Annotated in this window: 22 protein-coding genes, 4 pseudogenes and 1 other annotated feature (1 of these 27 only partly in view); of the genes and pseudogenes, 4 read left to right on the forward strand and 22 right to left on the reverse strand. The window is 39.9% G+C overall.

Going from position 1 to position 25,172, the window contains the following annotated elements; genetic code table 11:
* Nucleotides 1–98, reverse strand: a sequence feature (ribosomal protein L20 leader region); it reaches 27 nt to the left of the window's first position.
* A 23-nt stretch (nucleotides 99–121) separates the two neighbouring features.
* The 3 genes from cmk to ACMZ6U_RS01445 form a co-directional block, all read right to left on the reverse strand.
* Complete coding sequence (gene cmk, locus ACMZ6U_RS01435; protein ID WP_416105912.1) at nucleotides 122–802, reverse strand: (d)CMP kinase; 681 nt, start codon at nucleotides 800–802, stop codon at nucleotides 122–124.
* A gap of 19 nt (nucleotides 803–821) precedes the next feature.
* Nucleotides 822–1,367 (reverse strand): SAG1386/EF1546 family surface-associated protein, encoded by a 546-nt coding sequence (locus ACMZ6U_RS01440; RefSeq protein ID WP_416105891.1) that lies wholly within the window; start codon nucleotides 1,365–1,367, stop codon nucleotides 822–824.
* 208 nt (nucleotides 1,368–1,575) lie between these two features.
* Nucleotides 1,576–2,088 (reverse strand): EbsA family protein, encoded by a 513-nt coding sequence (locus tag ACMZ6U_RS01445; protein WP_416105892.1) that lies wholly within the window; start codon nucleotides 2,086–2,088, stop codon nucleotides 1,576–1,578.
* A gap of 174 nt (nucleotides 2,089–2,262) precedes the next feature.
* Between ACMZ6U_RS01445 and ACMZ6U_RS01450 the strand changes: the two are divergent.
* The 3 pseudogenes from ACMZ6U_RS01450 to ACMZ6U_RS01460 all read left to right on the forward strand — a co-directional run.
* Nucleotides 2,263–2,397: pseudogene (locus tag ACMZ6U_RS01450) on the forward strand (IS481 family transposase); the annotation flags it as partial.
* A gap of 105 nt (nucleotides 2,398–2,502) precedes the next feature.
* Nucleotides 2,503–3,091: pseudogene (locus ACMZ6U_RS01455) on the forward strand (IS3 family transposase); the annotation flags it as partial.
* A gap of 2 nt (nucleotides 3,092–3,093) precedes the next feature.
* A pseudogene (locus tag ACMZ6U_RS01460) lies at nucleotides 3,094–3,236 on the forward strand (ISL3 family transposase); the annotation flags it as partial.
* A 2-nt stretch (nucleotides 3,237–3,238) separates the two neighbouring features.
* Here ACMZ6U_RS01460 and gtfB read toward each other — a convergent pair.
* The 4 genes from gtfB to ACMZ6U_RS01480 are packed head-to-tail and all read right to left on the reverse strand — an operon-like array spanning nucleotide 3,239 to nucleotide 8,482.
* Nucleotides 3,239–4,561, reverse strand: a complete 1,323-nt coding sequence (gtfB, locus tag ACMZ6U_RS01465; RefSeq protein WP_416105893.1) for an accessory Sec system glycosylation chaperone GtfB — start codon at nucleotides 4,559–4,561, stop codon at nucleotides 3,239–3,241.
* Nucleotides 4,554–6,074 carry an accessory Sec system glycosyltransferase GtfA gene (gene gtfA, locus ACMZ6U_RS01470; protein WP_416105894.1) on the reverse strand — a complete coding sequence of 507 codons (1,521 nt, stop codon included), beginning with the start codon at nucleotides 6,072–6,074 and terminating at the stop codon, nucleotides 4,554–4,556. The genes gtfB and gtfA overlap by 8 nt, the downstream gene beginning before the upstream one ends.
* A 26-nt stretch (nucleotides 6,075–6,100) precedes the next feature.
* On the reverse strand, nucleotides 6,101–7,318 hold the full coding sequence (thiI, locus tag ACMZ6U_RS01475) for a tRNA uracil 4-sulfurtransferase ThiI (RefSeq protein WP_416105895.1): 1,218 nt from the start codon (nucleotides 7,316–7,318) through the stop codon (nucleotides 6,101–6,103).
* A gap of 21 nt (nucleotides 7,319–7,339) precedes the next feature.
* Entirely contained in the window at nucleotides 7,340–8,482 is a 1,143-nt protein-coding gene (locus ACMZ6U_RS01480; protein ID WP_416105896.1) for a cysteine desulfurase family protein, read from the reverse strand.
* Nucleotides 8,483–8,966: 484 nt separating this feature from the next.
* Between ACMZ6U_RS01480 and ACMZ6U_RS01485 the strand changes: the two genes are divergently transcribed.
* Entirely contained in the window at nucleotides 8,967–9,080 is a 114-nt protein-coding gene (locus tag ACMZ6U_RS01485) for a DUF6556 family protein (protein ID WP_416105897.1), read from the forward strand.
* A gap of 194 nt (nucleotides 9,081–9,274) precedes the next feature.
* Here ACMZ6U_RS01485 and msrB read toward each other — a convergent pair whose 3' ends face one another.
* From msrB to ACMZ6U_RS01560, 15 genes and pseudogenes are all read right to left on the reverse strand, one after another.
* Entirely contained in the window at nucleotides 9,275–9,724 is a 450-nt protein-coding gene (gene msrB / locus ACMZ6U_RS01490; protein WP_416105898.1) for a peptide-methionine (R)-S-oxide reductase MsrB, read from the reverse strand.
* Between the two features lie 248 nt (nucleotides 9,725–9,972).
* Entirely contained in the window at nucleotides 9,973–11,322 is a 1,350-nt protein-coding gene (gene gorA / locus ACMZ6U_RS01495; protein WP_416105899.1) for a glutathione-disulfide reductase, read from the reverse strand.
* Between the two features lie 116 nt (nucleotides 11,323–11,438).
* Nucleotides 11,439–14,621 (reverse strand): carbamoyl-phosphate synthase large subunit, encoded by a 3,183-nt coding sequence (gene carB / locus ACMZ6U_RS01500; protein WP_416105900.1) that lies wholly within the window; start codon nucleotides 14,619–14,621, stop codon nucleotides 11,439–11,441.
* 304 nt (nucleotides 14,622–14,925) lie between these two features.
* Nucleotides 14,926–16,011, reverse strand: a complete 1,086-nt coding sequence (locus tag ACMZ6U_RS01505; RefSeq protein ID WP_416105901.1) for a carbamoyl phosphate synthase small subunit — start codon at nucleotides 16,009–16,011, stop codon at nucleotides 14,926–14,928.
* 35 nt (nucleotides 16,012–16,046) lie between these two features.
* Nucleotides 16,047–16,964 carry an aspartate carbamoyltransferase catalytic subunit gene (locus tag ACMZ6U_RS01510; protein WP_416105902.1) on the reverse strand — a complete coding sequence of 306 codons (918 nt, stop codon included), beginning with the start codon at nucleotides 16,962–16,964 and terminating at the stop codon, nucleotides 16,047–16,049.
* Between the two features lie 174 nt (nucleotides 16,965–17,138).
* On the reverse strand, nucleotides 17,139–17,660 hold the full coding sequence (gene pyrR / locus ACMZ6U_RS01515) for a bifunctional pyr operon transcriptional regulator/uracil phosphoribosyltransferase PyrR (protein WP_416105913.1): 522 nt from the start codon (nucleotides 17,658–17,660) through the stop codon (nucleotides 17,139–17,141).
* A 188-nt stretch (nucleotides 17,661–17,848) separates the two neighbouring features.
* Nucleotides 17,849–18,745, reverse strand: a complete 897-nt coding sequence (locus tag ACMZ6U_RS01520) for an RluA family pseudouridine synthase (RefSeq protein ID WP_416105903.1) — start codon at nucleotides 18,743–18,745, stop codon at nucleotides 17,849–17,851.
* Nucleotides 18,729–19,190 (reverse strand): signal peptidase II, encoded by a 462-nt coding sequence (gene lspA, locus ACMZ6U_RS01525; protein WP_416105904.1) that lies wholly within the window; start codon nucleotides 19,188–19,190, stop codon nucleotides 18,729–18,731. Before lspA ends, ACMZ6U_RS01520 begins: the two co-directional genes overlap by 17 nt.
* An 8-nt stretch (nucleotides 19,191–19,198) precedes the next feature.
* Nucleotides 19,199–20,104, reverse strand: a complete 906-nt coding sequence (locus ACMZ6U_RS01530; RefSeq protein ID WP_416105905.1) for a LysR family transcriptional regulator — start codon at nucleotides 20,102–20,104, stop codon at nucleotides 19,199–19,201.
* A gap of 155 nt (nucleotides 20,105–20,259) precedes the next feature.
* On the reverse strand, nucleotides 20,260–20,844 hold the full coding sequence (locus tag ACMZ6U_RS01535; RefSeq protein ID WP_416105906.1) for an MptD family putative ECF transporter S component: 585 nt from the start codon (nucleotides 20,842–20,844) through the stop codon (nucleotides 20,260–20,262).
* Between the two features lie 182 nt (nucleotides 20,845–21,026).
* Complete coding sequence (locus ACMZ6U_RS01540; protein WP_416105907.1) at nucleotides 21,027–21,881, reverse strand: GNAT family N-acetyltransferase; 855 nt, start codon at nucleotides 21,879–21,881, stop codon at nucleotides 21,027–21,029.
* Nucleotides 21,882–21,885: 4 nt separating this feature from the next.
* Nucleotides 21,886–22,289: pseudogene (locus tag ACMZ6U_RS01545) on the reverse strand (GNAT family N-acetyltransferase).
* Between the two features lie 36 nt (nucleotides 22,290–22,325).
* Nucleotides 22,326–23,048 (reverse strand): SDR family NAD(P)-dependent oxidoreductase, encoded by a 723-nt coding sequence (locus ACMZ6U_RS01550; RefSeq protein ID WP_416105908.1) that lies wholly within the window; start codon nucleotides 23,046–23,048, stop codon nucleotides 22,326–22,328.
* 9 nt (nucleotides 23,049–23,057) lie between these two features.
* Entirely contained in the window at nucleotides 23,058–23,450 is a 393-nt protein-coding gene (locus ACMZ6U_RS01555) for a PaaI family thioesterase (RefSeq protein WP_416105909.1), read from the reverse strand.
* 535 nt (nucleotides 23,451–23,985) lie between these two features.
* Nucleotides 23,986–24,942 (reverse strand): aromatic acid exporter family protein, encoded by a 957-nt coding sequence (locus ACMZ6U_RS01560; RefSeq protein ID WP_416105910.1) that lies wholly within the window; start codon nucleotides 24,940–24,942, stop codon nucleotides 23,986–23,988.
* Nucleotides 24,943–25,172 lie beyond the last annotated feature (230 nt).

The raw sequence follows: 25,172 nt of genomic DNA on the forward strand, positions 1-25,172 counted from the left end.
ATCAAGCCCGCACACATTATGTTCCAATAAGAAACTTGACATGTAGGGCCAGACAACGTTAGTCGCAAGGCGAGAAGTTCTCACTTCTGCTTTTCTCATTGCTATTATAATAACAATTTTATTATCCCTTGTCAATGATTTTCTTCGCTTTTTCTTGAATAAACTCAACCACGCCTTCGATTGATATACCAGTTGTATCAAAAGTAATAGCATCCTCAGCAGCTTTTAATGGTGATACCTTACGATGACTGTCCTTATAATCACGCGCCGCAATCTCATCCTTCAAGGTTTCAAAATCAGTCAATATTCCTTTTTCTTGATTCTCTTTAAAGCGGCGTTCTGCTCTCTCTTCTACTGAAGCAATCAGAAAGACTTTTAATTCAGCATCAGGAAGAACAACTGTTCCAATATCACGACCATCCATAATAATACCACCTTGTGCAGCAATACGTTGCTGTTGCGCAACAAGTTCTGCTCTCATTTCCGGCAATGCTGAAACCCAAGACACGTTATTCGTAACATCTGGTTGACGAATGGCATCTGTTACATCAAGTGTTCCCAAAAGAACTGTCTGTTGACCCTTTTCATCTTTTCCAAAAGAAATAGGGTGCTCAGCTAGTTTTTCAAGGATTTTTTCCACTTTAGAATCGTCTAGTTGATGTTTTAAAGCAAGATAAGTTGCAGAACGATACATAGCACCTGTGTCAAGATAAGTATAGCCAAGATTACGAGCAATAATCTTGGCCACTGTACTTTTACCACTTGAAGCAGGCCCATCAATAGCTATTTTAATAGATTTCATGATGTCCTCATTCTCTAAATTAATTGACATTAACAACATCTCCTGGATTAGCGTACCAGTAACCCAATGTCATATGTTGTGGATTTAGTGCTTGCAACTGCTCAATTGAAATCCCTGCACGAGCTGCAATTGAAGCCGCACCTTCCCCAGCTTGAACAACAATCGTTTGCCCATTTGTTGTAGAAGGCGTTGTTTCCTCAGTGCTTACTTCTGAACTTGTTGAACTACTTTCTTGAGTTGATACGCCAGTAGAAGAGTCTTTAGATACTTCATTGTCAGAAGTTTTCTTTTTATTCGTTGATTCTTCTTGAGAAGATTTCACTTTTTCAGAAGTAGATTGCGATGAACGATAAAAGCCTGAGGTCGCTGTCGTTTCATCACTTCCACCATTTGACGTATAGAAGACAACAATCAGGATGCCAACGACAATTAGAAAAAAAACACTAAGCAAACCAGTTAATAAAGGACTGCTAAAAAAAGTATTATGTTTATCTTTTCGTGACGTCTGCTCATCAGTATCTTTTTTAATCTCAAAAATCTTCAATTCCCATGGTTTCTTGCCCATGACTTCCCCCTTATTAAATAAATTAAATAATATTATTCATCATACTATGAAAGTACTACTTATTCTAGAAAAATGTATCGCTTATAGGATTTGCCAAAAATATTCTAGTGTTATTAAAATTACCTTGAAGATGCTAGCGTTAAGTTCATAGATAGCATATTCATGAATAACTGAATTTCCGACGATTTTACATTTCTATACGAAACAGTTAAAAACTACTCTCATCAGACTCTAATACTCTAGGAGTCTTTTCATTTTTATATGCTTCAAAATAATCCAACTCAACAAAGTTATCCATTAATTCAACCTCACCTTTAAAATAAGGATGAACTGCCAAAGCATCAAGAAAATACTTCTTAGGCCACTTACGCATATAAAAGATGCGTTTTTTTGTACTACCATTAAACAACAAGGTGATGCTTAACTTTGTTACTTCTATCTTTTTGATGCTAGAAATCTTCACATTTTGTGGTTTAAAAACATCCATTGATACAATTTTTAATTGATCATCTTCACCAATGATGAAAAAGCGATGTAGTCCAAATCCCAATAAGGTTAAAAACAAAGCAAATAATAAGAAGAATGCCAACGGTATCTTTGTTCGTTCAAATAGTAAAGATAAGCCGATAAAAATTGGTGCTATTGTTAAAGACCAATAAATTAAGAGCCATGATAGTTCAGGTTGCCAATGGTATCTTATTTTACCAAAAATTCTAATCATATGCGGTAACCTCCCCGAACTTATTCTACCATACTTCTTATAATCTTTCAAAAAGCTATTTCACAGCGATCGATATACCATGTAGCGTTACAATAGATATGAGACCTAGAAGACAAACAAGAAGAAACCTTGTAAGCTAAGAGTACCACACACCCATCAAAAAGGGAGCTTCTCATGACTTGTATACCACAAAATAATCGCTACTTGCCACAGACACTCAATACCCGCTATCATGCCGTTAAAACTTATCGAAATGGTGCCTCAGTTGACTTCATCTGTCGACGATATAAGGTATCTAATGAATCGGTTACACTAAACTAGACAGTCTTATGAAGTGTTCTACACTAACGAAAACAGGAGAACTCTAAGTCTAGAAAAGTACGGGGTCATTTTACGGATGACTTTACACAACAAATCGTTGACCTTTACAATGCAGGTATGAAACGAAGTGCGCTGATCAAAGAATATGATTTAAACCCTTTTACCTTTGATAAGTGGGTGAGACAAGCTAAAATAACGGGCTCCTTCAAATCGGTTGATAATCTTATTGATGAACAGCGGGAGCTGATTGCCCTTAGAAAGCGAAATAGAGAACTTGAAATGCGACTAGACATCCTAAAGCAAGCGGCGGTGATTATGGCACAAAAAGAGACATAATCACTGCTAATGAGGATAAATACAGCATTTCAGCCATGTGTCGGTGGTTGAATCTCCCGCGTTCCAGCTATTACTATAAAGCCTCAGAACCAGTAGCTGAAGCTGATCTTGAAGAAAAGGTGAAACAGATTTTCCTCGAGAGCCAATCGAGATACGATGCCAGAAAAATCAAGCAATGTCTGGCCACAGATGGGATTATCCTATCTCGTCGTCGCATTCGTCGGATCATGAAGCAGTTAAATCTCTATCTGTTTACCAGCAGGCTAGCTTCAAGCCACATTCTAAAGGGAAAAATGAAGCCCCTATTCCAAACCTCTTAGTCAGACAATTCCACCAAGAAAGACCAAAGGCATGCCAACACTCTTAAAACTCAAGAAGCGACGCTTTCAATGCAAAAGCTATCGTAAGGTTGTCGTCTCTCAAACCTCATTAGTTAGAAAAATCATCAAATCTCACAACCGGCCTGGGCTAAAATCATACAACTGCTGACTCATTAAGTAATAATGGCTTGATATTCTTCTTTTGTTGCCACACTGGCTGCTAGCTCTTGTTTGTGAATGGCTTGAGCCATAGCTTCTGGATGAGAAGCTAGATAGGCAAGCTGGACGATCATATCTGATACCTTGGTCGCTGGAAAGCAGTGATCTGGGGCGATGTAGTGGCGATTATGGCAGGTTTCATCAAATGTTAAGAGTAACATCCGATTTTCAAAGGCTGCTCTCAAGGCTGACAAAATTTCAGAACCATGGTTAATATCCAAATAAAACGCGCAGGTATTAAACAGATGATTGACGTTTGACTGGGCGATATTGGGGTATAGTTGGACATTGTTATAACGTCCAAAAGCCATTAATTGTGACGACATCTCCGTTAAAGCGCCGATATGGAAGGTCAGCTGAGGTAGGGCATTGACCAATTCTGAAAGTCCCTCCAGTTGATCTGAGTTGGTCATGATTAGGATATCGTGATTAGTCTTGTATTGCCCTTTAAAAGGATAATGAAAACCCAGAAAGTCCAAGGAGGCTTTTTGTTTTTGTGGCAAGATTTTCTCTAGTTGTAAAAAAGTTTCTTTATGTTGGATAACGACTTTTGTCGCACGAGAATTTTTACCTTCCAGGAGAAAAGTCATGTTAGCAGGCACTTTGTCTGTAATTTCTTCTTGCCAAAAAAGAACATCTTGGCCACTTTGACCTAAACGATAGGCGACCAAAAAAGGAGTTGCTAGGGAATTGTAAAAAATGCGGTCAAGAGAATAGCCTGCTGTTTTGAGATAGTGACAGATAAAGTCAGCTCGATTTTTAAAGATAAAAATCTCTTGATTGGCATTTAAGATAAGGTCACCAGTCGTATGATTTTCAACAATGACTTCTTGACGGTCTTTGGTGAAATAAGTTGTCAGAGTTGGTTTGCTCTCTTGATTATAGCTTGTTTGGGCAAAACAATAGCCTTTGTTATTATAGCGATCTGTCACGCGCAAACGACCTTTATCATCATACCAATCAACGGCTTTGACCTGTCGCAAATGGCTAGGGGTTGCATAATGAATATGCGCGCGTTTTCGATGATAGTCATGGACTTCAGCTTGGTTATTATTCCCAGTGATTTCCCAGAAATCAGGAACAGGTACTTGATTAAAGTAGAGGGGACGACCTTCTACCTGATCAAAACCTGTAAAATAAAGATAAGGTGATGTCACATCCTCTGGTAAAAAGCCATCATCTTGAATAGCAATGGTTGGGTTATTATAGCCAGACATAATCAGGGAGTAATGTAGGTCCCAGCTATTTTGATTATAGGTTTCAAAAAGGTTAATCATTGGCTTCTCCTTCCACCATTGTCGTCACCAAGTGTTGCCATTTTTGTTCCAGTTTATCGGTTTGATAAGCTTCCGCGATTTGATAAGAGACTCGGTGCATAGGCTCTAGGGAGGCTTCTTGATAGATAGCGATAATTTTTTTAGCAAAGGCTGCCACAATCATTCCTTCATCATCATTTGCTGGTTTTGGAATCAAATAGCCATTCTCGCCCTCACGAACAAAGGTCTGATTACCATAACGTGCTTCAAAACCTATGATGGGAAGACCAGATCCTATAGCTTCCAAGAGGGTAAGGCCAAATCCTTCACTTTTTGAGGCTGTTAGATAGACTTGATAGTTTTGGTAAACCTCTGTCAAATCCTGATGACCTTTAAGGTGGATACTATCTTCGACCTGATGTTTTGCGATGATGTCTTTGAGTTGTTTTTCTTGACCGCCCGCTCCATAAATATCGAATTGTAGGTCAGGAAGCACTTTTTTAGCTTCTATAACAGCCTTAACCAACCAATCAACATGTTTTTCAACAGCCAAACGTGAAGCAGTCATGACCCGATAAGCTTGACGGGGTTGACTTGGGTAATGCAATTGGTCTAAGCTTCCGACTGGAATGGTCATAATGGTAGGCCTATGCTGCGTATAAGTAGCAAAATGCTGCGCTAACAATTGCTCTTGCTTGTCTGTAGCTGTGATGAAAACATCTACCTTATCCGCATTGGTAAACTGATAGTCATAAAAATTATTCCACAAAATCGTATGCTTGGTGAGGGCATGCTCACTAAAATGCTCTGCATGGATCACAATGGCTAATTTTGCTGGTTTGACATGACGAAAAACAGCTTGCCCAGTCCCTGTCGCTCGATCCAAAATAACGAGATCCGATGGCTTGAGCTGTAATTTCTGCATGAAATAACCAATCAAACTCTCTTTGGAGTCTCCAACAAAACCTTGAGTTCGATAGAGGGTGGCATCACCATCAATGATTTCCTCCAAGGCGACTGACCCATTTTCATTGTAAAAACAGCGACGATATAGGTGGGCTTTACCATCTTTTGGAGCATAATATTCCGTAAATGATTTGGTGTATGTGAAATAATCCTTACGAATCAGACAGCCTCTTGAGACATATTCTACACGATGAACGATGTCTTCTGTTTCATTTTTTAAATAAGCTGCTAGAAAGATATCTTGTTCTGGATAGTAAAACTTAACCAGTTTTTTATTCCGTTCGACACGTTTTAAATGACCATGAAAGTCTTTTTTCAAATCTTCCAAGGTGTAGGTTGTTGGAGCCATCTTTTGGTCGGTAAAAAAGGTATATAGCCAAATTACCTGATCATCTAAAAATCCTAGATTTCGGGTCAGATCACAAATATTATCCCTAGAGATGAAATCCATAAAGACAAATTTGGCATCAATCCCTAGATTTTTAAAGATTGTCGAGCGATAGGCCTGCGCATACTCCACTCCAGAACTTGCCCAGCCAATACCTAAATTGATATTATAAACCGTCATAAGATCCTCGCTTTCTTTGGCTCATCTCAAAGAAGATCATCAATCATCTGAGCTATATCATCTTCTACTTGTGGGGTGATCGCTGTTATTTTAACTCCTGCCACAGCCCGCTCAACTAAGGTTTCCACATCCAAACGTTTTTCACATCGTTCGGCGTATTTTAGTTTAGGATTCGTCTTTGGACGATCTGGTGCAAAGATCGTACAACAGTCTTCAAATGGCTGTATGGAAATCTGGAAAGTATCAATTTGTTCTGCCAAGTTGATAATTTCTAATTTATCCATAGTCGCAACCGGACGAATAACTGGCGTAGTTGTGACTGCGTTGATAGCCTGCATGGATTCCAAGGTTTGGCTAGCTACTTGACCCAAACTCTCCCCATTAACAATCACTAAGCCATGACGCTCCTCGCGAAGTCTATCTGTAATTCGCATCATAAACCGGCGTGTCAAGGTCATAAGATAGGCTTCTGGTGCTTTCGCTTTGATTTCTTCTTGGATTTCTGTAAACGGAACTTCCAAAAATTGAATATTGCCACCAAATTTGGTTAACTTGCGGGTTAAATCATGAGCTTTTTTCAAGGCTCCTGGACTGGTATAAGGAGGGCTGGCGAAGTGTACAGCTTCAATGTCAACACCACGTTTTAAGGCCAGATAGCCAGCAACAGGCGAATCAATCCCTCCTGACAACATGAGCATGCCTTTTCCTGCTGTCCCGACTGGTAAACCACCAGCGCCTTTGACTTCCTCGTGAGAAATATAAGCCGCTTCATCTCGAATTTCAACTTTAAGCGTGACATCAGGTTGTTTCATCTGAGCTTTGATGTTAGGCAAAACCTCAAAAACTGCATGACCAAGTAGGTGGTTCAATTCTCTGGAGTCATATTCAAAAGAGTGATCACTACGTTTACTAGTGATTTTAAAGGTCATCCCTTCCTGATAAAGACTTTTCATAATATTTTGAACAACCTTTTTAAGCACTGTAACATCTTTGTCTAAACGATATACTGGACTAAATGCTTGAATGCCAAAAATCGTTTTTAAGGAGGTAGCAACTGGTTCATAAGCTGTTCCATTTAGAAAAACATGGCAGCGGTCACGATCCGCTGTCACGGTTACACTGGGATAAATAGCTAAAACATCTTGAATGTTGCGTTTGAGTTTATTGATAAAGCGCATACGATTTTTGCCTTTTGTAGATAATTCACCGTATCGAATCATGATTTCAGAATATTGTAAGGTCATTGTAGTTGTCTTTTCTAGTATTTATCGTATTTTTTGAGTTTTAGTATAAATTTGCTTAAAGATGGTTAGAAATTGTTCGATTTGACTCATGTCATTACCATCATCAAGACTGATTCGAACAGCTGTTTGAGCCTTAGATACTGGCACACCCATGGCGATTAGGGTACCAGCTGGTTTGCCAGCCTTTGACGAACAGGCTGAGGTTGTCGAGATGAAAATATCATGCTCTTCAAAAGCGTGCACAAGAACTTCACCACGAATCTCCTTAATACCAAAGGTCAGGATATTAGGAACAAAATGTTCCTCCCCAGAAAAAACATAAACATCTGGGTAGTTCCTTAGGCTTGTCAGAAGCACGTTCTTCATTTGAGATAGATAAGATAAGGTGGATGACTGCTTGTCCAAGGTCAATCGCAAGGCCTTAGACATAGCTGCAATAGCCGCAAGGTTTTCCGTCGTTGAACGCAAATCATTTTCTTGACCGCCACCTGTCATTAAGGGAGTTATTTTCTTGCCTTTTTTCTTATAAAGAAAGCCAACTCCTCTGACAGCATGAAATTTATGACCAGAAAAAGAGGCCATGTCCACACGATCTAATAAATAATCCTCAAAAGGGATTTTTCCAATAGCTTGAACAGCATCCACGTGAAAGGTTACTGTTGGTTTTTCTTCTAAAATACGGGCAATTTGGGCAATGGGTTGGATGGTTCCGACTTCATTATTGACAGCCATAATTGATACCAGGATAGTATCTGGTCTAAGCAAACTTTGAAAGGCTTCTAAATCAATAAAACCTAATTGGTCAACTGGAGCGTAGGAAACATCAAACCCCTGTTGTGATAACCATTTGGCGGATTCTTTGACGGCTGGATGCTCCACATCAGAAACGATAATATGCTTACCGTAGGCCGCTTTCTCAAAGGCTGTCCCTTTTATAGCCCAATTATCACTCTCGGTGCCCCCTGAAGTAAACAGGATTTCCTCTGGTTCTTTCCCCAATAGGTCTGCGATTTGTTGGCGAGAAGCTTCTAGCAATCGTGTAGCCTGGCTACCTAGGCGATGCAGACTTGATGGGTTGCCCCAGATTCTTGAAGAGACTTCTTGATAGGTTCGCAAGGCTTCTGGATAGGGCTGGGTTGTCGCCGCATTGTCAAAATATATCATTTTTTGAATCTTTCTAAAAGGTTTTACTAGGTCTTTAATGGCTAATGAAGAGATAGCTTATCGGTCTATTAATTACCCCTTAACATCTTCTTGATTTTGTTTGGCGTAATGGAAAAACCTTTGAGAATTCAAAGGCTCTAAAGCGATTTTATTATACCATAAAATAGGGGGCTCTTACAAAAAAGCAAATCCAGTAGAGGTGATAAGTCTTTGATAGTTCTCTAGCATCACAAACACCTCTAAACACCATGACTAGGCCCTCAACAAAAAATACTGACCTTTAACGATATGGCAAGCTCACTTTTTGCATGCTTTTTTGAGATAAAATCCTATAATAAGAAGGAATGATTATAAGGAGAAAACTATGCCACAACAGTATTCACGCCAATCTAAATAAGCTAAACCAAAAGAAAAGAGACTCCCTACCGACTAATTAGAAACTGGCCTAACAGCTTTTCAAAAAATATTGGCTCTAATCGGTTCTATGTTATCCATCATTGTCGCTTCTATCACCATCACAACTTATCTCAACAATAGAGATAAAACAAGCGAGACTAATGAGACACCAGCGTCTACGATTATTATCGAGAGAGGGTAATCAGGACAATCCTCTGATGCGTCAACCGCAACAGACGTACCAACTAGTGACACACAAGCAAGTGATCCCTCCGCACAAGCTCCAAGTCCCGGAGATGCGACAATGTCTTCTGAAATACTGCCGAACGCAGCTTCTGACACCAGTGTTCCTGAAACAAGTTCAGATTAATAATACCAATCCCTTTAGCTCATTGACTAGAGGGATTTTTTATCGTCAAAAAGGGTTAAATAGGTGCCATAACCTTTTTCTACCATCTCCTCATAAGGGATAAACTTAAGGGCGGCTGAATTGATACAATAGCGTAAGCCACCAGCTTCAATGGGGCCATCATTAAAAACATGCCCCAGATGAGAACCAGCTTCTCGGCTTTTTACTTCAATCCGTCTCATAAAATGGGAACGGTCATCGTGATTAGTCACGCGACGATTATCAACTGGTTTGGTAAAAGCTGGCCAACCACAACCAGAATTATATTTATCCAGCGACGAAAAGAGGACCTCGCCACTGACCACATCAACGTAGATACCTTTCTCAAAAAAGTTATCGTATTCCCCTGTAAAAGCGCGTTCTGTAGCTGCATGTTGCGTGACTTCATAAGCCAAATCGCCAATGCGCTCACGTAATGCTTCTTGTGACTCTGTCATAAGATGCTCTCCTTCTTTTTTTCTCTCTAAAAAACACACTAGTAGCTCTCACTTATGATTCCCAGCTTATATTAGTAGCATTTAATAGTAACGCATGGTTACAAATTCCTCGGCGCCAGTTGGGTGAATAGCTCAAGCAGTCAGGGATTGACACATTGAGGTGGGAGACAAGGCTTCTCAGTTTTGACGAAAGCTATTCAACCAAGTTAAAACTGGCTAACTAAAACTTGTGACCATACACTTCCTACTTAGCGCATGGTTACAAACTCTTCCGCGCCAGTTGGGTGAATAGCCACCGTCGCATCAAAATCTTCCTTAGTAGCTCCCATCTTAATAGCGACTGAGAAACCTTGCACCATCTCATCAATACCGTATCCGATACCATGCAGACCGATGATTTTTTCGTCTTCTCCAAGTGTGACTAATTTCATGGTTGATGGTTGGCGGTTATCTCCCATAGCTGTGTACATTGGCGTAAAGCTTGAACGATATACCTTGATATTATCTTGACCATATTTAGCAAGAGCTACTTCTTCTGACATCCCAATGGTGCCAATGGCTGGATGACTAAAGATAACAGTTGCAACATTTTCATAATCCATCTTGGCATTAGCTTTACCATTGAAGAGACGTTCTGATAACTGACGACCAGCCTTAACCGCAACAGGTGTCAATTCTAGCTTACCATTAACATCACCAAGAGCGTAAATACCATCTACAGTTGTATTCTCAAATTCATCAGTTTGGATATAACCTTTTTCAGTCAGTGCAACACCAGTGTTTTCCAAGCCAAAACCAGTCACATTTGGGCGACGTCCAATTGCCCAGATGAGACAATCAACGGTGTAGGATTCCCCATTTTCCAAAACAAGGGTCAAAGAGCCATCGTTATTTTTAACAACTTCTTTTGGCACTGAATGCGTGTGTAAGATTGGACCGTGTTTAGCCATTTCATCTGTTAAAACTGAGATGATATCACCGTCGAAGTTACGCAATGGACGTTCTTTACGAACAAAAAGGTGAGTCTCTGAACCAAGAGCATCAAGAACACCAGCAACTTCAACGGCAATGTAACCTGCCCCAACAACTGCTGTACGCTTTGGCACCTCATCAAGCTCAAAGAAGCCATCTGAAGTGATACCATACTCAGCACCAGGAATTTCAGGAACCGCTGCATGACCACCCGTCGCTACCAAAATGTGTGGTGCTGTGTACTGTTCTCCAGCTACTTCCACTGTGCGGGCATCTACAAAAGTCGCATAGTCATAGATACGCTCCACACCATTGTTATCAAAAGCACGTTCGTAAGAGCCATGGATACGATCAATATAGGCTTGGCGATTGGCTTTCAAGGTTGCAAAATCAAAGTTTTTAACATCAACATCAAAACCATATTCCCCAGCATAACGGTTGAGGGTTTCAGCGACTTGAGCACCGTACCACATGACTTTCTTAGGCACACAGCCAACATTAACACAAGTTCCACCAACTGCATTAGCTTCAATCAATAGTGTTTTAGCACCATGCATGGCAGCACGATTAGCAGAAGCAATCCCGCCTGATCCGCCACCAATAACAATGTAATCATATTCCTTCATTACGTTTTCCTCTATTTCTATCTGCTTTTATCACTCTAAAGATTATCACAAAGTCAAAAAGTTCTCAACTTTCTACTACGACAAGCAAAAAGAGCAGACAATCCTGCTCTTTGATATCATGATATGGCCTCTGTTCTAAATCCTCGACTTTCAAGAACTTTCAGCATGGCGTCTGCCGTGTCAAGGGCAGTAAATAGGGGAACACCTTGTTCAATAGCAGAGCTTCGGATAATCTGTCCATCCTTGTCTGTTGTGCGCTTGGTACCAACAGTGTTGATGATCGCTTGAACGTTTCCAGCACGAACTAGGGCTGGAATATCTTGATCTTTGTTCTCTCCGATTTTATTTACCAGGTGGGCGTCAATACCATGTTTACTCAAGTAATCAGCCGTTCCTTGAGTTGCAAAAATACTATAGCCAATAGCCACAAAACGTTGAGCCAATCCAAGCGCTTCTTCCTTACTATCGTCAGCAATGGTGAAGACGATAGTACCGTATTCGGGCAGATGGAAATAAGAAGCTTCAAAAGCCTTATAAAGAGCCTTCTCGAGGGTCACATCTGAACCCATTACTTCACCAGTTGACTTCATCTCAGGTCCCAAGAGGCTATCAACTTTAGCTAATTTGCTAAAGGAGAAAACTGGCGCTTTAACATGAACTTGTGAGGATTCTGGATAGAGACCATCCTCATATCCTAAGTCAGCCAACGTTTCCCCTAAAATGAGACGAGTCGCCACTTGTGCCATTGGGATATTAGTGATTTTTGAAAGGAAAGGAACCGTACGGCTGGCACGAGGATTAACCTCAATAACATAAACGGTTTCATCCTTTATCACAAACTGGATGTTCATCATTCCGATACAGTTGAGGCCTATAGCCAAGCGTTTGGTGTAGTCTGCGATAGTCTCTTGAACAACTTTAGACAGGGTCTGTGGTGGGTAAACAGCCATTGAATCCCCTGAGTGAACCCCCGCTCTCTCAATATGTTCCATAATCCCTGGAATGAGGACATTTGTGCCATCTGAGATAGCATCCACTTCACACTCCTGACCAACGATATAGGAGTCCACAAGTACAGTGTGCTCTGGACTAACTTTAACCGCTGTTCTCATGTAAGAACGTAAGTTTTCTTCATTCTCCACAATTTCCATAGCACGACCACCCAAGACATAGGACGGACGAACAAGGACAGGGAAACCGACTTTACGTGCAACATCAACCGCTTCTTCCTCATTGGTTGCAGTATGCCCTGGCGGTTGTGGTATGTCTAAAGCTTTGAGAGCTTTTTCAAAGAGGTCACGGTCTTCAGCACGATCCAAATCCTCAACCTGAGTTCCCAAAATGGTAACACCTGCCTCTGACAAGCGTTCAGCCAAGTTAATAGCCGTCTGACCACCGAACTGAACCACTACTCCCTTAGGTGCTTCCAAATCGATAACATTCATGACATCTTCAAATGTCAATGGTTCAAAGTAGAGCTTGTCTGATACAGAGAAATCCGTCGAAACCGTTTCTGGGTTAGAATTCATGATAATAGCTTCGTAGCCAGCAGCCTGAATGGCTTTAACAGAGTGAACCGTCGCGTAGTCAAACTCGACTCCTTGCCCGATACGAATTGGTCCAGAACCAAGAACCAAGACCGATTCTTTATCAGTACGAATGGATTCATTCTCAAAAGCATAAGTTGAATAGAAATAAGGTGTTGTTGACTCAAACTCTGCCGCACAAGTATCTACCATCTTGTAAACAGGCAAAATATTGTTAGCTAATCGAACGTCACGAATCTCATCATCATTCATGCCCCAAACTTCTGCAATCTTAAGATCCGCAAAGCCATGACGCTTGGCTTCTTTCAAAAGACTGAGATCTCCGACTTTTAGAGCTAATGCTTGTTCCAATTCATAAATATGAAGTAATTTATCCAAGAAGAAGATATCAATCTTGGTCAAATCAGCAATTTCTTCAATGGAAATACCACGGCGGATGGCTTCAGAAATGTAGAAGAGACGATCATCTTGGGCTTTAACAATTTTCTCAAAAAGCTGGTCATCACTAGCTTCAAATAATTCTGGCATCTCATTATGATAGACACCAATTTCCAAAGAACGACAAGCTTTTAAGAGAGACTCTTCAATGTTACGACCGATAGCCATAACTTCGCCTGTCGCCTTCATTTGGGTGCCCAAACGGCGCTCACCCTGTTCAAATTTGTCAAATGGAAAACGTGGAATTTTAGCCACTACATAGTCCAAGGCTGGCTCAAACATGGCATAGGTTGAACCAGTGACAGGGTTAATCATTTCATCCAAGGTCAAACCAACGGCGATTTTGGCCGCTAATTTGGCGATAGGATAACCTGTTGCCTTGGAAGCCAGGGCTGAAGAACGTGACACACGAGGATTAACTTCGATAACATAATATTTGAAACTGTGAGGATCCAGAGCAAGCTGAACATTACAACCTCCCTCAATTTTAAGGGCTCGGATAATTTTCAAGCTAGCGTCACGCATCATTTGGTTTTCAACATCAGATAGTGTTTGTGTCGGCGCAAAAACAATAGAATCCCCTGTATGAATCCCAACCGGGTCAAAGTTTTCCATGTTACACACAACCAAAGCATTATCAGCTGCATCACGCATAACCTCATACTCAATCTCTTTAAATCCAGAAATAGACCGCTCAATCAAACACTGGGTAATAGGTGATAACTTGAGACCATTTTTGACAATGGCACGCAGCTCATTTTCATTAGAACAAATACCACCACCAGTACCACCAAGAGTAAAGGCAGGACGGACAATAACTGGGTAGCCGATAGCTTCAGCAAATTCAAGTGCTCCCTCTACTGTTTCAACGATTTCAGATTCAGGGATAGGTTGTTCCAATTCTTCCATAAGTTGTTTGAACAAATCACGGTCTTCGGCTTGGTCAATAGCTGACAGTTTGGTTCCTAGAAGTTCAACTCCAAACTCCTCTAAAATTCCCGCCTTTGATAAAGACATGGCCAAGTTGAGACCAGTCTGACCACCAAGAGTTGGGAGGAGAGCATCTGGGCGTTCCTTGCGAAGAATACGTGAAACAAATTCAAGCGTCAATGGTTCAATATAAACCTTATCCGCAATTTCTTTGTCAGTCATAATGGTCGCAGGGTTAGAGTTGACCAAGACAACACTATAGCCCTCTTCTTTTAAAGCAAGACAAGCCTGTGTTCCGGCATAATCAAACTCCGCAGCCTGTCCGATAATGATAGGACCAGATCCAATCACCATAATTTTCTTAATATCAGTACGTTTTGGCATAATTTATGATACAAAGGGACATTTCGCTTGCGAAAATTTTCGTAGAAAATAGGGAGTGAAAGTGTCCGGTGGACACTTTCTGCCCTATCGCCTAAAAATCATAGGCGATAGGCACCTCCTCCAAGAGTCTATCACCAGACTCTTGGACTTTCCTAGAAAATTAGTCCCGTGTTCAAATCAGCAAATCAACTAACCTGAATCTGTATCTTCTCCTTTCTAGTATTCGCTGTCTCTCTGAACAGCATTAAATAAAAACTCCGACATGAGAAACGAGGGTTTAAAAACCCTATGGACGTTAAAAAACTTATTGCCTTTGTGCCGCCTGATAGGCATCAATCATCTCTAAGAAATCATCAAAGAGGTAATCAGCATCGTGTGGACCAGGTGCTGCATCAGGGTGAAATTGAACAGAGAAGGCCGGAAAATCACGGTGACGAACACCTTCAATAGACTTGTCATTAATCTCTTCATGAGTAACCATGAGGCAATCCGGTAAACTGTCACGCTTAACCGCATACCCATGGTTTTGACTCGTAAAATCAACACGACCCGAAGCAATTTCACGAACAGCATGGTTAAAGCCACGGTGTCCAAAGATCATTTTATAGGTCTCAGCCCCATTAGCCAAGGCAAAGAGCTGGTGACCCATACAAATCCCAAAAATCGGAATTTTTCCTTGAATACCTCTAATCATGTCCAAGGCATGAGGCACATCTGTCGGATCTCCTGGTCCATTAGATAACATCACGCCATCTGGATTAAGACTCAAAATCTCTTCAGCTGTTGTATCGTGTGGCACGACTGTCACGTTAGCATTTCGTTTTGAAAATTCGCGTAAAATCGAGTGCTTAAGACCAAAGTCAACCAGAACAATACTTTTACCAATACCTGGTGCTGGATAAGCTGTTTTGGTGGAAACTTGTTCGATATTATTAGTCGGTAGAACCGTTGCTCGCAATTGATCCTTCAAGTGGTCAACACTATCCCCATCATCTGCCATAGTTGCTTTCATGGTTCCATGTTGACGGATAATTTTGGTTAATGCCCTAGTATCAATGCCAGAAATGCCAGGAATATTCTTAGCTTTCAAAAACTCATCCAAGGACAATTGATTGCGCCAGTTACTAGCACGACGAGCATGTTCAACAACAACAACTCCCTTACAGGTTGGGCTAATCGATTCGTAATCATCACGATTAACCCCATAATTTCCCACTAAAGGGTAAGTAAACGTTAAAATCTGACCATTATAGGATTGGTCCGTAATGGATTCCTGATAACCAGTCATCCCAGTATTAAAGACAATTTCACCAGTCACATCAATATCGGCACCAAAGGCTTCACCTTCAAAAATGGTACCATCTTCTAAAATTAAAAGTCGTTTTCCCATATCTTTTCCTTTCGTCAAGTCCTCTCAGGAACTTGTTAACGTTTTTTCTGACGTCCGTTAAGAACTGCTTCTAAAATAGCCATCCGTACAAATACACCGTTAGACATCTGTTTAACAATGCGCGATTTTTCAGCTTCGACCAGAGCGTCAGCGATCTCCACATCACGATTGACTGGAGCAGGGTGCATGATAATAGCTGATGACTTCAACTTTTGATAGCAGTTTTGAGTCAATCCGAACAGCTGATGATAGGATTCTTTTGAGAAGGATCGTTGACCATCATGACGTTCATGCTGAACCCGTAACAACATAAGCACATCTAAATCAGGCAAGATAGCATCAAGTGCCACGTGTTGACCATAAGCATCGAACTCTTCAGAATACCATTCTTTAGGTCCTGCAAAACAAACATGAGCTCCTAATCGTGTCAGCATCTGCATGTTTGACTTAGCCACTCGTGAGTGAGTGATGTCTCCCGCGATACAGATCTTGAGCCCTTGGAAATAACCAAATTCTTCGTAGATGGTCATCAAATCCAACAAACACTGACTAGGATGTTGTCCTGAACCGTCTCCACCGTTAATAATCGAAACGGATATTGATGGACTCTCTATTATTGCTTTATAGTAATCGACTGCTGGATGACGAATGACACAGGCATCAACACCCAAGGCATCCATGGTTAATATCGTATCGTAGAGGGTTTCCCCTTTTGTAACAGAACTACTGTCAGCATGGAAATCTATCACATCCATACCGAGCTTCTTCTCAGCCACTTCAAACGATTTATTAGTTCGTGTCGAATTTTCAAAAAAAAGATTTGCCACAAAGGTCTGACTATCCAAAGAAAATGTTGCTTGATCATTTTTAAATAGCAACCCTCTCTCCAACAAAGCCATCACTTGTTCTGTAGACAAATCTTCCATACTTACCAAATGTTGTAAACTCAGCATTTTCTCACCCTATTAATTTTTTTATTCTGTCCATGACAAGATGTCATAAAGCAACTTCAAAACCTACTATATAGAACATCAAAAATCAAAAGCAAGCGATACTGATTAACAGGATTAATACTTGAGTATTACGATAAAGTCTAACAGAAAGCTTCTTTTGATTTTTAGTGTTTGTTAGCTTGGATCTACAATGCTAACACTATCACGTCCATCGACTTCTGTGACTTCAACAACAATTTCTTCAATACTTGATGTTGGGATATTTTTTCCAACATAATCCGCACGAATCGGCAATTCACGGTGACCACGGTCAATCAGCACTGCTAAGCTAACGCGCGCTGGACGCCCAAGGCTAACAAGGTTATCAATAGCTGCACGAATAGTACGACCTGTATAAAGGACATCATCTACCAAGATAACATCTTTATCAGTGATATCAACTGGCATTTCTGTAGTATCTTCTTCAACTTTCATATCATCACGAAAAGGTTTGATATCTAATTGACCGAGAGGGATTTCTAAGCCCTCAAGTTGTTGCAAACGTTCTTGGATACGACTTGCCAAATGCACACCACGTGTCTTAATTCCTGCTAAAACGATATTATCAAGATTTTTATTACGCTCAATAATTTCATAAGTAATGCGGGTTACCGCACGTTTCATGGTCACTTCATCAATAATTTCCTTAGCTTTCATAGTAAACATCCAACCTTTCTAATTTACAAAAAAACTCCTTGATTACCCAAGGAGATACAACAAATAACATACAGTTAGGCTGTACTTTGTTTCTAGTCTCCTTGTCTGCCTCACGGGACAGGGTTAAAGGATTATTTGGTTAACTTATTTTAGCAAAAACCGATTTTTAAAGCAAGTTAAAATACGAATTATTTAGCCATTTGGCGACATTTTTCCAACGTTTCTTGAAAAATCTCTGGCAAGTCAGCTTCAAAGGTCATCAGTTCGCCACTTTTTGGATGGGTAAATCCGAGTGTCCTAGCATGAAGAAATTGACCATTACCAGCTAAAGTCTTACGAGGTCCATAAGTCGTGTCGCCAGCGATTGGATGACCGATATAAGCCATATGCACACGAATTTGGTGGGTACGCCCTGTTTCCAACTGCAACTCAACTAGAGTATAATTACCGAAGCGTTCCAAAACATGAAAACGCGTCAAGGCTTGTTTCCCTTTTTCTGTCACTGCTTGTTTCTTACGATCCTTGTCAGAACGACCGATTGGTGCCTCAATCACACCACGATCATTTGGTAGATTGCCATGAACGAGAGCTACATACTGACGAAGTGATTTCTTGGCTTTCAGTTCCTCAGCCAAAGCTTGATGCGCTTGATCATTTTTAGCAATCATTAGGAGCCCAGAGGTATCTTTATCAATACGATGCACGATCCCTGGACGAATCACGCCATTAATAGATGACAAATCCTTAATATGATACATGAGAGCATTAACCAAGGTTCCAGATGAATGTCCCGCAGAAGGATGGACCACCATTCCCTGAGGCTTATTAACCACTGCCACATCTTCATCTTGATAGATAATATCTAAGGGAATATCCTCAGCACTATATTCTAAAACTTCCTCTTCAGGAAGGTCATAATTGATGACATCACCTACTTTAACAGCATATTTTGCTTTCGCAGGCTTACCATTAACCAAAATAGTACCTGCCTTGATTTCTTCATTGGCTTTTTGACGTGAAAGTTCCGTTAAATCCGCCATTGCCTTATCTAAGCGGACGCCCGCTTCTTTAATGATTACTTCCATCTTCCTCTTTCCATAGGGCAATCATCAAAACGATGACCCCAACTGTTAAATAAGAATCTGCCACATTAAAAATGGCAAAATCCATAAAATCTAAATGCACCATATCAACCACATAACCTAAACGCAAACGATCGATAAAATTGCCCAAACCACCTGCAATGATTAAAAGTAATCCCGTCAGAAACCAAAGAGAACCATGAATCATTTTATGAGCATAATAAACCGCTACACCAACTACAATACAAGTTACAAGAGCAAAAAACCACTGTTGATCTTGCAAAATAGAAAAAGCTGCCCCTCTATTTTGCAAATACGTCAAACTAAAAACACCTGGTAGAAAGGGTTTGACTTCTCCCAAGGGTATATGGTTAACAATCCAAAGCTTACTGATCTGGTCTAAAGCTATCAATATCAGAACTAGTCCACTAAAAAGAATTTTCCGCATACAACCTCCTATGGCTTATACTTATCAAAGTAGGCTATCATCACTTTAATAAAAGCAAGAGCCTGTGGGCTTAAGTTGGCATCCTTGCGTTTGACATAGACCATCTTGTTGACTAAATTATCTTCTAAGGGAACAACGGTAATCCCATTAACACTTCGGTCATCTAAGAACCCTGAGCCTGTCGCATAGGCATTGGTCCGCTCTAAAATACCATTCAAAGTAGCGCGATCTGTCACATGGTACATGACGGTACTGTCAGATATATCCACAAGATTTTCAGAATAATAGAGGTACTCATCTCTTTCTTGAGCAAACTTAACCGTTGGTAATCCAACCAAATCAGCCATCTGAAGTGTTTCTTTGGTAGCTAGTGGATGTGTTTTAGAGAGATAGATATGAGTTCTGAAGGAAATTAAATCCACTGATTCCAAGCCTAATTTTTCCATTCGCCGAAAAAGACCACTCTCATTTTGGTGATTCATATAGATGATACCAATCTGACTGAATCCCTGAGAAACCTCGTCAAGAATTTGAATCGTTGTTGCTTCAAAAATTCGGAAATCGTTAAACTCAGGATAAGCCCTAGAAAACTCCGTCATTAAGGGGGGCAAAAAGTCATAGTGTTGACTGGCAATTGAAAACTGATTATCCTCATCCTCTGGTTGGATAAAATGTTTCTCAAAAGAATCAAAACTTTTAACAACTTCAAGAGATTTTTCGTAAAAAGTCATCCCTTGAGCTGTCAAAACAGTCCCTGTTGTTGTTCTGGTAAAAATTTGAAACCCTAATTCAGTTTCTAAATCTTTAATTGCTACTGATAGACTAGGCTGACTCACATAGAGTTTACTGGCAGCCTCACGAAATGTGCCACTATTAGCAATAGCAACCACATAACGTAATTGTTGGATGTTCACAATAGAACTCCTTTCTTAACCTTACTAGCTTAAAGTTATATCAAGACATTTTTTAAGTGAAAATTCTCTCTAAAAAATGTCCAATGATGACTAAAAACTACCATTACTTCTATTATACAAAAAATCACAGGAAAGACCTGCAATTTAGACTACTTTTAAAACTTCTTTGACGATTTATTGAATGGGATTTTTTGCCCTAAAATAATACCCAATAAAGCTCCTAGAAGTGTTAGGCCAAAGAAAAATAAGACTCCTTTAAAATCTGGTTCAACCATAACCCTAGTAATATAAGCCATATCTTTTCCTCGTTCTAAAAGCATTTCTTGGTAAGCCTTTGGTGCCAACCACATGAATAAAATAGGACCAGTTGTGGTTAACGAAAATAAAATAAAGGAGAGTTTGTTTTTGATGTCTTCTTTATAATGACCTGACTTGGCTAGAAGGTCTGCCAGTAGAGCAAATCCCCAGTATGGCAGGATAGTTGCCCAAAAATGACCTGAGAATAAAAAGAAGAGCGATACAATCACTGAAGTTAAGAAAATTAAACCAAAGAAAGGTTTTTTGAGTAAGTATTGGAAATAAAGGATCCCCGAAAAGACCGCAGAAAATGCTGGAGCATAAAACATGTTACCATTTCTGTCAAAGATAAGATTCAAAAGAACTCCTATCCCTAGACAGGCAAAGTAAAGTAAGGCGGCAACCAAAGTACGTTTGATTGCAAAAAGAGATTGTTTTGACATAAGATTTCCTTTCACCATATCATTTTATCATAGGTAGAAGAGAAAAGATAGGTGACTATCGTATGCAAAGACAATATTAGATACCTATCCTTATTTTCTAGACCTTTATAGTTTAAGACTGTCCCTGTTTTTATATTTTTCAAAATCATCAGTCAAGAGAAAACTGGCATGGCGTTGATCATCTATACGAGATAGGTTACTTCAGATTGTGAGACAAATCCTAGCTTCTCATAAAGATTTTTGGCGATGAGATTACCGCTCTCTACTGCAATTTGAAAAGGCTTATGGTCTTTTGCTATACGATCATTGATAATAAAGGATGTCAAATAACGACCAATCCCTTGATTTTGGTAGTCCTTTTTAACTGCTAAGCCATAGATGACCTGATCTCCCGAAGATAAATCTACCGTACAAGAAGCAACGACGAAATCCTCTATCAATACAACATAAAGTAAACTATTTGAGTCATCAATAGCTTCTTTAACATAAGTCCGTGTTACTTCTATAGGTTCATCAAAAACATGAGATTGGAACATCGCAATAGCTTCCATATGCTTATCATCAGCTAAAAGAATCTGCAGCTCTTTTTTGTCGGGTAGGTCTATTGGCTGACGTCCTCTAGTCATCCAGAATTCACTATCGTCAGTTTCTTTGAGATGCCAAGCATTCGCTAGGTCAGGATTGGCAAGTAGAAAATGCCTTTCGATGGAAAATGATGGTTTCCCCAAGTGATAAGGTTTAGTTGCCTCATGGTACGAACGAAAAAGACTCTTGGCAATTCCTTGTCGTCTGTATGTTGGAGCTACCCAAATCATCAATTCTGGTTCATCTAGTGTATCAGCATAGACTGTCAAAAAACCTCTCAACTCATCTAAATCATAGGCCAAAAAGAAAGCTGGCATGTCCTGATCCGCATTTAAGATGTTGGTCAAAAAGGGTTCTCGAGTCAAGTGGTCATGCTTTCTGATGCTAGCAATTAATTGACGAACCTGATTTTCTTCTGTTCTTGTTAATCTATTCGTTATGGTTATCTTCATTGATTTACCTCACTAAAGTGTAAGCTCTACAATCAACGGCTTCAACTATTTTAAAACCTTGGCTTTCATAAAGAGCTTTGGTCTTATCTGTTACATCCGTCAAAAGATGTATTTGATAAACATGTTTGTATGTCTCTAGACAGTTTTTGATTAATTGGCTTCCAATACCCTTTCTTTGGTAACTTGGTAACACAATAATATCCTGAATAAACACAATAGAAACACCATCTCCAACCGCCCGTAAAGTACCTACCAACTCACCACTATCATAGGCGGCTAGGACATAAAGGCTTTGTCTCAATGCTTGCTCAAGCATTTGAGGTTGAGAAGATTCGTCCAGCCAACGGCTTCATATAAGGGCAGAACGTCTTCTATTCTTAATGATGCTATCACTTTATAGTTTATCATTGTCATCACACCTTCAACACTTATTAATTAAACGCTTTAATCATAAAGCTTCAAAGACCAATTCTCATCTTCATGATAAATCATTTTTTTACTCATTCCACCATCGACTGTGATAGTCTGTCCCGTGATAAAACCAGCCTTATCCGAAGCCAAATAAAGGATCATATGAGCAATATCGTCTGGAACACCAACCCGACCAACTGGATGCTGGTAGTTGTCTGCATCAGAGTGTATGGTATCACTTGTCTCAATCCAACCAGGCGCAACAGCATTCACCCGTACCTTACCAGCAAACGACATGGCTAGAGCATGCGTCAGAGACGTAATACCTCCCTTAGCAGCTGAGTAGCTTTCCGTTTGAGCTTGACTTTGGGCATAACGCGATGACGATACATTAATGATACTTGCACCAGGAGCAAAGTGACTAGCAAACAACTGACACAAATAAAATGGTGCCATGACACCAACTGTTAGGGCTTTTTGGAAATCCTCAAAGCTTGCTTGATCCAGTCCAACCATGGGCGGTAGCGCATTATTGACTAAAACATCCACCTGATGATGTTTTTTCAAGACATGATCTGCAAAAGATTCCAAGGTTTCTTTTTGACTAATATCACCGACAAAATGGTCGCCTGGGGCAATATCAATGATTTCTACTGTTGCACCAGCTTTTTTAAAAGCCTCAGCAGTCGCCTGGCCAATGCCATGAGCACCACCAGTAATAAGAACAACTTTGTTTTTAAAGACTAAATCAGACATCTTTTCTCCTTATTTTTGAATACCAGCATGTTCACCAGTCACAAACATGGTAAAGGAAGCTTGAACAACTCTTTCACCTGCTTGGTTAGTAATCGTAACCTCTACAACCTTGGTCTTACGACCATTATGCAAGCAAGTCCCATCAATGGTAAGCAAATCTCCCAAGCGACCTCCCTTCATATAATGAATATTAGACTGCATGGTTACAGCCTCACTTCCTAAAGATAAACAGGTTAGACCCGCAACTTGATCACACAAGGTAAACAGATAGCCACCATGAGCATTTCCGTAATAATTAAGAGACTTTTCAACAATCTTCGTTGACACAAGGATACGACCTACTTCTTCTATCAGTAAATCATAATTTTCAAACACACGAATTTCATGTAATTTATCTAACATCTTCTCTCCTCATCCAGCATAGGTAGTAAATCCTACCAACATTATAGCACGTTATCAGTCTTTAAGCTGGCTACTTCTGCGAAAAAGAATGTGAGATAAAAATCTTTAACTCCAAGGGCTAGGGCTGAAACGGTCTCTCCCTCGATCGTTTTACTCCCACCTTCGCACTAAACAATGAGGGGAATGACTGTTTGAGGTAGGATATTAGATAAACAAGTCATTAGGAGTTTAAAAGCCGATGACATCAGCGCTTAAAGCCTTCTCAATCACTGTATTTGGCTTAGTTGACTGGATAAAACCTAAAAAAGCAGGGACTTTTGTCCCAGCTTCGTTATATTTTAAGTTGTTCTGATGAGGTAGCAGTCACAGATTGACTAGTTTGCCACCACTTCTATCATTTTAATCATGGAAGTGCCAGCTTCAATAGAATCAAGCAAATCGAAAAACAGCCATATCATGATTTTTATGTTCTAATCTTGAATTGACGAAAACATAAGCCACCCTATCAGTGTGACTAAGCAAGCAAAAGTGGCTATTATTGTCTCTGATATGAACTGTAAAAATCAACTTTTAATTGAATAAAACGTTCCAAATCTCCCAGAAGTTGAAAAAGCAAAGCTCGGCTTTCAAATTCTTCACGTGTTTCTGGTAATGCTCTTTCTCTGAAATGATCTCGAAACTCGTGTAATTGTGTCAATAAGGCAGTTGCTGGATTTTCTTGACTTAATTGGTCAGCTGTTCCTTCAAATAACTGCGCCAGTAATTGACTCTCTTCACTTTTTAAGGCCAAAGACCTAATGCTTTCAGCCATTCCTTCTAGAATTTTTTCTTGTTCGCGGCGCATTTCAAAATAATGAACTTGATAGTTGGTGGATTGAAAAATTTGATTGTCACTTTCGATATAAACCAATTCTAGGGCTTTCGTCAGTGTCTCCTCAAGTTTATCGATTAATTCACCCTTATTACTACCATCTCCATTTTTTAGGAGTCTTGCAAGTGCATTTAAAATGGCTCTCAAACCTTCTTCAACTTCTAGATGATAGGCATCAATCCTTGCTTGTTTGGAAGGCATGTAAGCATTTAAAGCTAAAGCCACTCCAGTACCAATAAACAGTAAGCTAACCTCATTCATAATATGAGTTAACAAAATACTTTCTAAACTATACAAGTGGAGTATCAAGACTGTTATCGGTGGAATGCCAGATTCTAACTTCCAATGATAAGCCAAAGGAACATAAAGCATCATGTAAAGACTAATCACCCAAATATGGTAACCCAAAATAGAGAATAAGACAACGGCTATAACTAGCGCCAATAAAGCGGATAACAATCGGCGCCAAGCTATGGTCAAGGTACTTTTGCGCGTATCCAAGATACTTAAAATAGCAATCACCCCAGCAGATGTCGCGAAAGTTAGACTAAATAGCTGAGCTAAAATAATGGCAATCGTAGTTGCTAAAACTAATTTTATCGTCCGTTGAAAAATCGACATAGAAACCTCATCCAAATATAATCCTATCTATTGTAGCATGAAATGAGAAGGTAAAAAAACAGAAAAGCGTTGAAGAAAACAGATTTACAGGTACGTTTTTACAAGGATATCTTTGTCAATATTGTTATAACTACTATAAATATATGAGACTTACCTGTGATGCTAGTTGATATTTAACAAAAATCAAAAATGGCGATATAATAAGAATATGACAAAAGAATTTAGTGAAT

Origin of the sequence: Streptococcus pluranimalium (genome assembly GCF_047785745.1) — a bacterium.
GTDB lineage: Bacteria > Bacillota > Bacilli > Lactobacillales > Streptococcaceae > Streptococcus > Streptococcus pluranimalium_B.

Excerpts from the sequence above, each read along its gene's own strand:
- cmk (WP_416105912.1), bottom strand. The coding sequence starts at position 802 with ATGAAATCTATTAAAATAGCTATTGATGGGCCTGCTTCAAGTGGTAAA.
- ACMZ6U_RS01440 (WP_416105891.1), bottom strand. The coding sequence starts at position 1,367 with ATGGGCAAGAAACCATGGGAATTGAAGATTTTTGAGATTAAAAAAGAT.
- ACMZ6U_RS01445 (WP_416105892.1), bottom strand. The coding sequence starts at position 2,088 with ATGATTAGAATTTTTGGTAAAATAAGATACCATTGGCAACCTGAACTA.
- gtfB (WP_416105893.1), bottom strand. The coding sequence starts at position 4,561 with ATGATTAACCTTTTTGAAACCTATAATCAAAATAGCTGGGACCTACAT.
- gtfA (WP_416105894.1), bottom strand. The coding sequence starts at position 6,074 with ATGACGGTTTATAATATCAATTTAGGTATTGGCTGGGCAAGTTCTGGA.
- thiI (WP_416105895.1), bottom strand. The coding sequence starts at position 7,318 with ATGACCTTACAATATTCTGAAATCATGATTCGATACGGTGAATTATCT.
- ACMZ6U_RS01480 (WP_416105896.1), bottom strand. The coding sequence starts at position 8,482 with ATGATATATTTTGACAATGCGGCGACAACCCAGCCCTATCCAGAAGCC.
- ACMZ6U_RS01485 (WP_416105897.1), top strand. The coding sequence starts at position 8,967 with ATGTTATCCATCATTGTCGCTTCTATCACCATCACAACTTATCTCAAC.
- msrB (WP_416105898.1), bottom strand. The coding sequence starts at position 9,724 with ATGACAGAGTCACAAGAAGCATTACGTGAGCGCATTGGCGATTTGGCT.
- gorA (WP_416105899.1), bottom strand. The coding sequence starts at position 11,322 with ATGAAGGAATATGATTACATTGTTATTGGTGGCGGATCAGGCGGGATT.
- carB (WP_416105900.1), bottom strand. The coding sequence starts at position 14,621 with ATGCCAAAACGTACTGATATTAAGAAAATTATGGTGATTGGATCTGGT.
- ACMZ6U_RS01505 (WP_416105901.1), bottom strand. The coding sequence starts at position 16,011 with ATGGGAAAACGACTTTTAATTTTAGAAGATGGTACCATTTTTGAAGGT.
- ACMZ6U_RS01510 (WP_416105902.1), bottom strand. The coding sequence starts at position 16,964 with ATGCTGAGTTTACAACATTTGGTAAGTATGGAAGATTTGTCTACAGAA.
- pyrR (WP_416105913.1), bottom strand. The coding sequence starts at position 17,660 with ATGAAAGCTAAGGAAATTATTGATGAAGTGACCATGAAACGTGCGGTA.
- ACMZ6U_RS01520 (WP_416105903.1), bottom strand. The coding sequence starts at position 18,745 with ATGGAAGTAATCATTAAAGAAGCGGGCGTCCGCTTAGATAAGGCAATG.
- lspA (WP_416105904.1), bottom strand. The coding sequence starts at position 19,190 with ATGCGGAAAATTCTTTTTAGTGGACTAGTTCTGATATTGATAGCTTTA.
- ACMZ6U_RS01535 (WP_416105906.1), bottom strand. The coding sequence starts at position 20,844 with ATGTCAAAACAATCTCTTTTTGCAATCAAACGTACTTTGGTTGCCGCC.
- ACMZ6U_RS01540 (WP_416105907.1), bottom strand. The coding sequence starts at position 21,881 with ATGAAGATAACCATAACGAATAGATTAACAAGAACAGAAGAAAATCAG.
- ACMZ6U_RS01550 (WP_416105908.1), bottom strand. The coding sequence starts at position 23,048 with ATGTCTGATTTAGTCTTTAAAAACAAAGTTGTTCTTATTACTGGTGGT.
- ACMZ6U_RS01555 (WP_416105909.1), bottom strand. The coding sequence starts at position 23,450 with ATGTTAGATAAATTACATGAAATTCGTGTGTTTGAAAATTATGATTTA.
- ACMZ6U_RS01560 (WP_416105910.1), bottom strand. The coding sequence starts at position 24,942 with ATGTCGATTTTTCAACGGACGATAAAATTAGTTTTAGCAACTACGATT.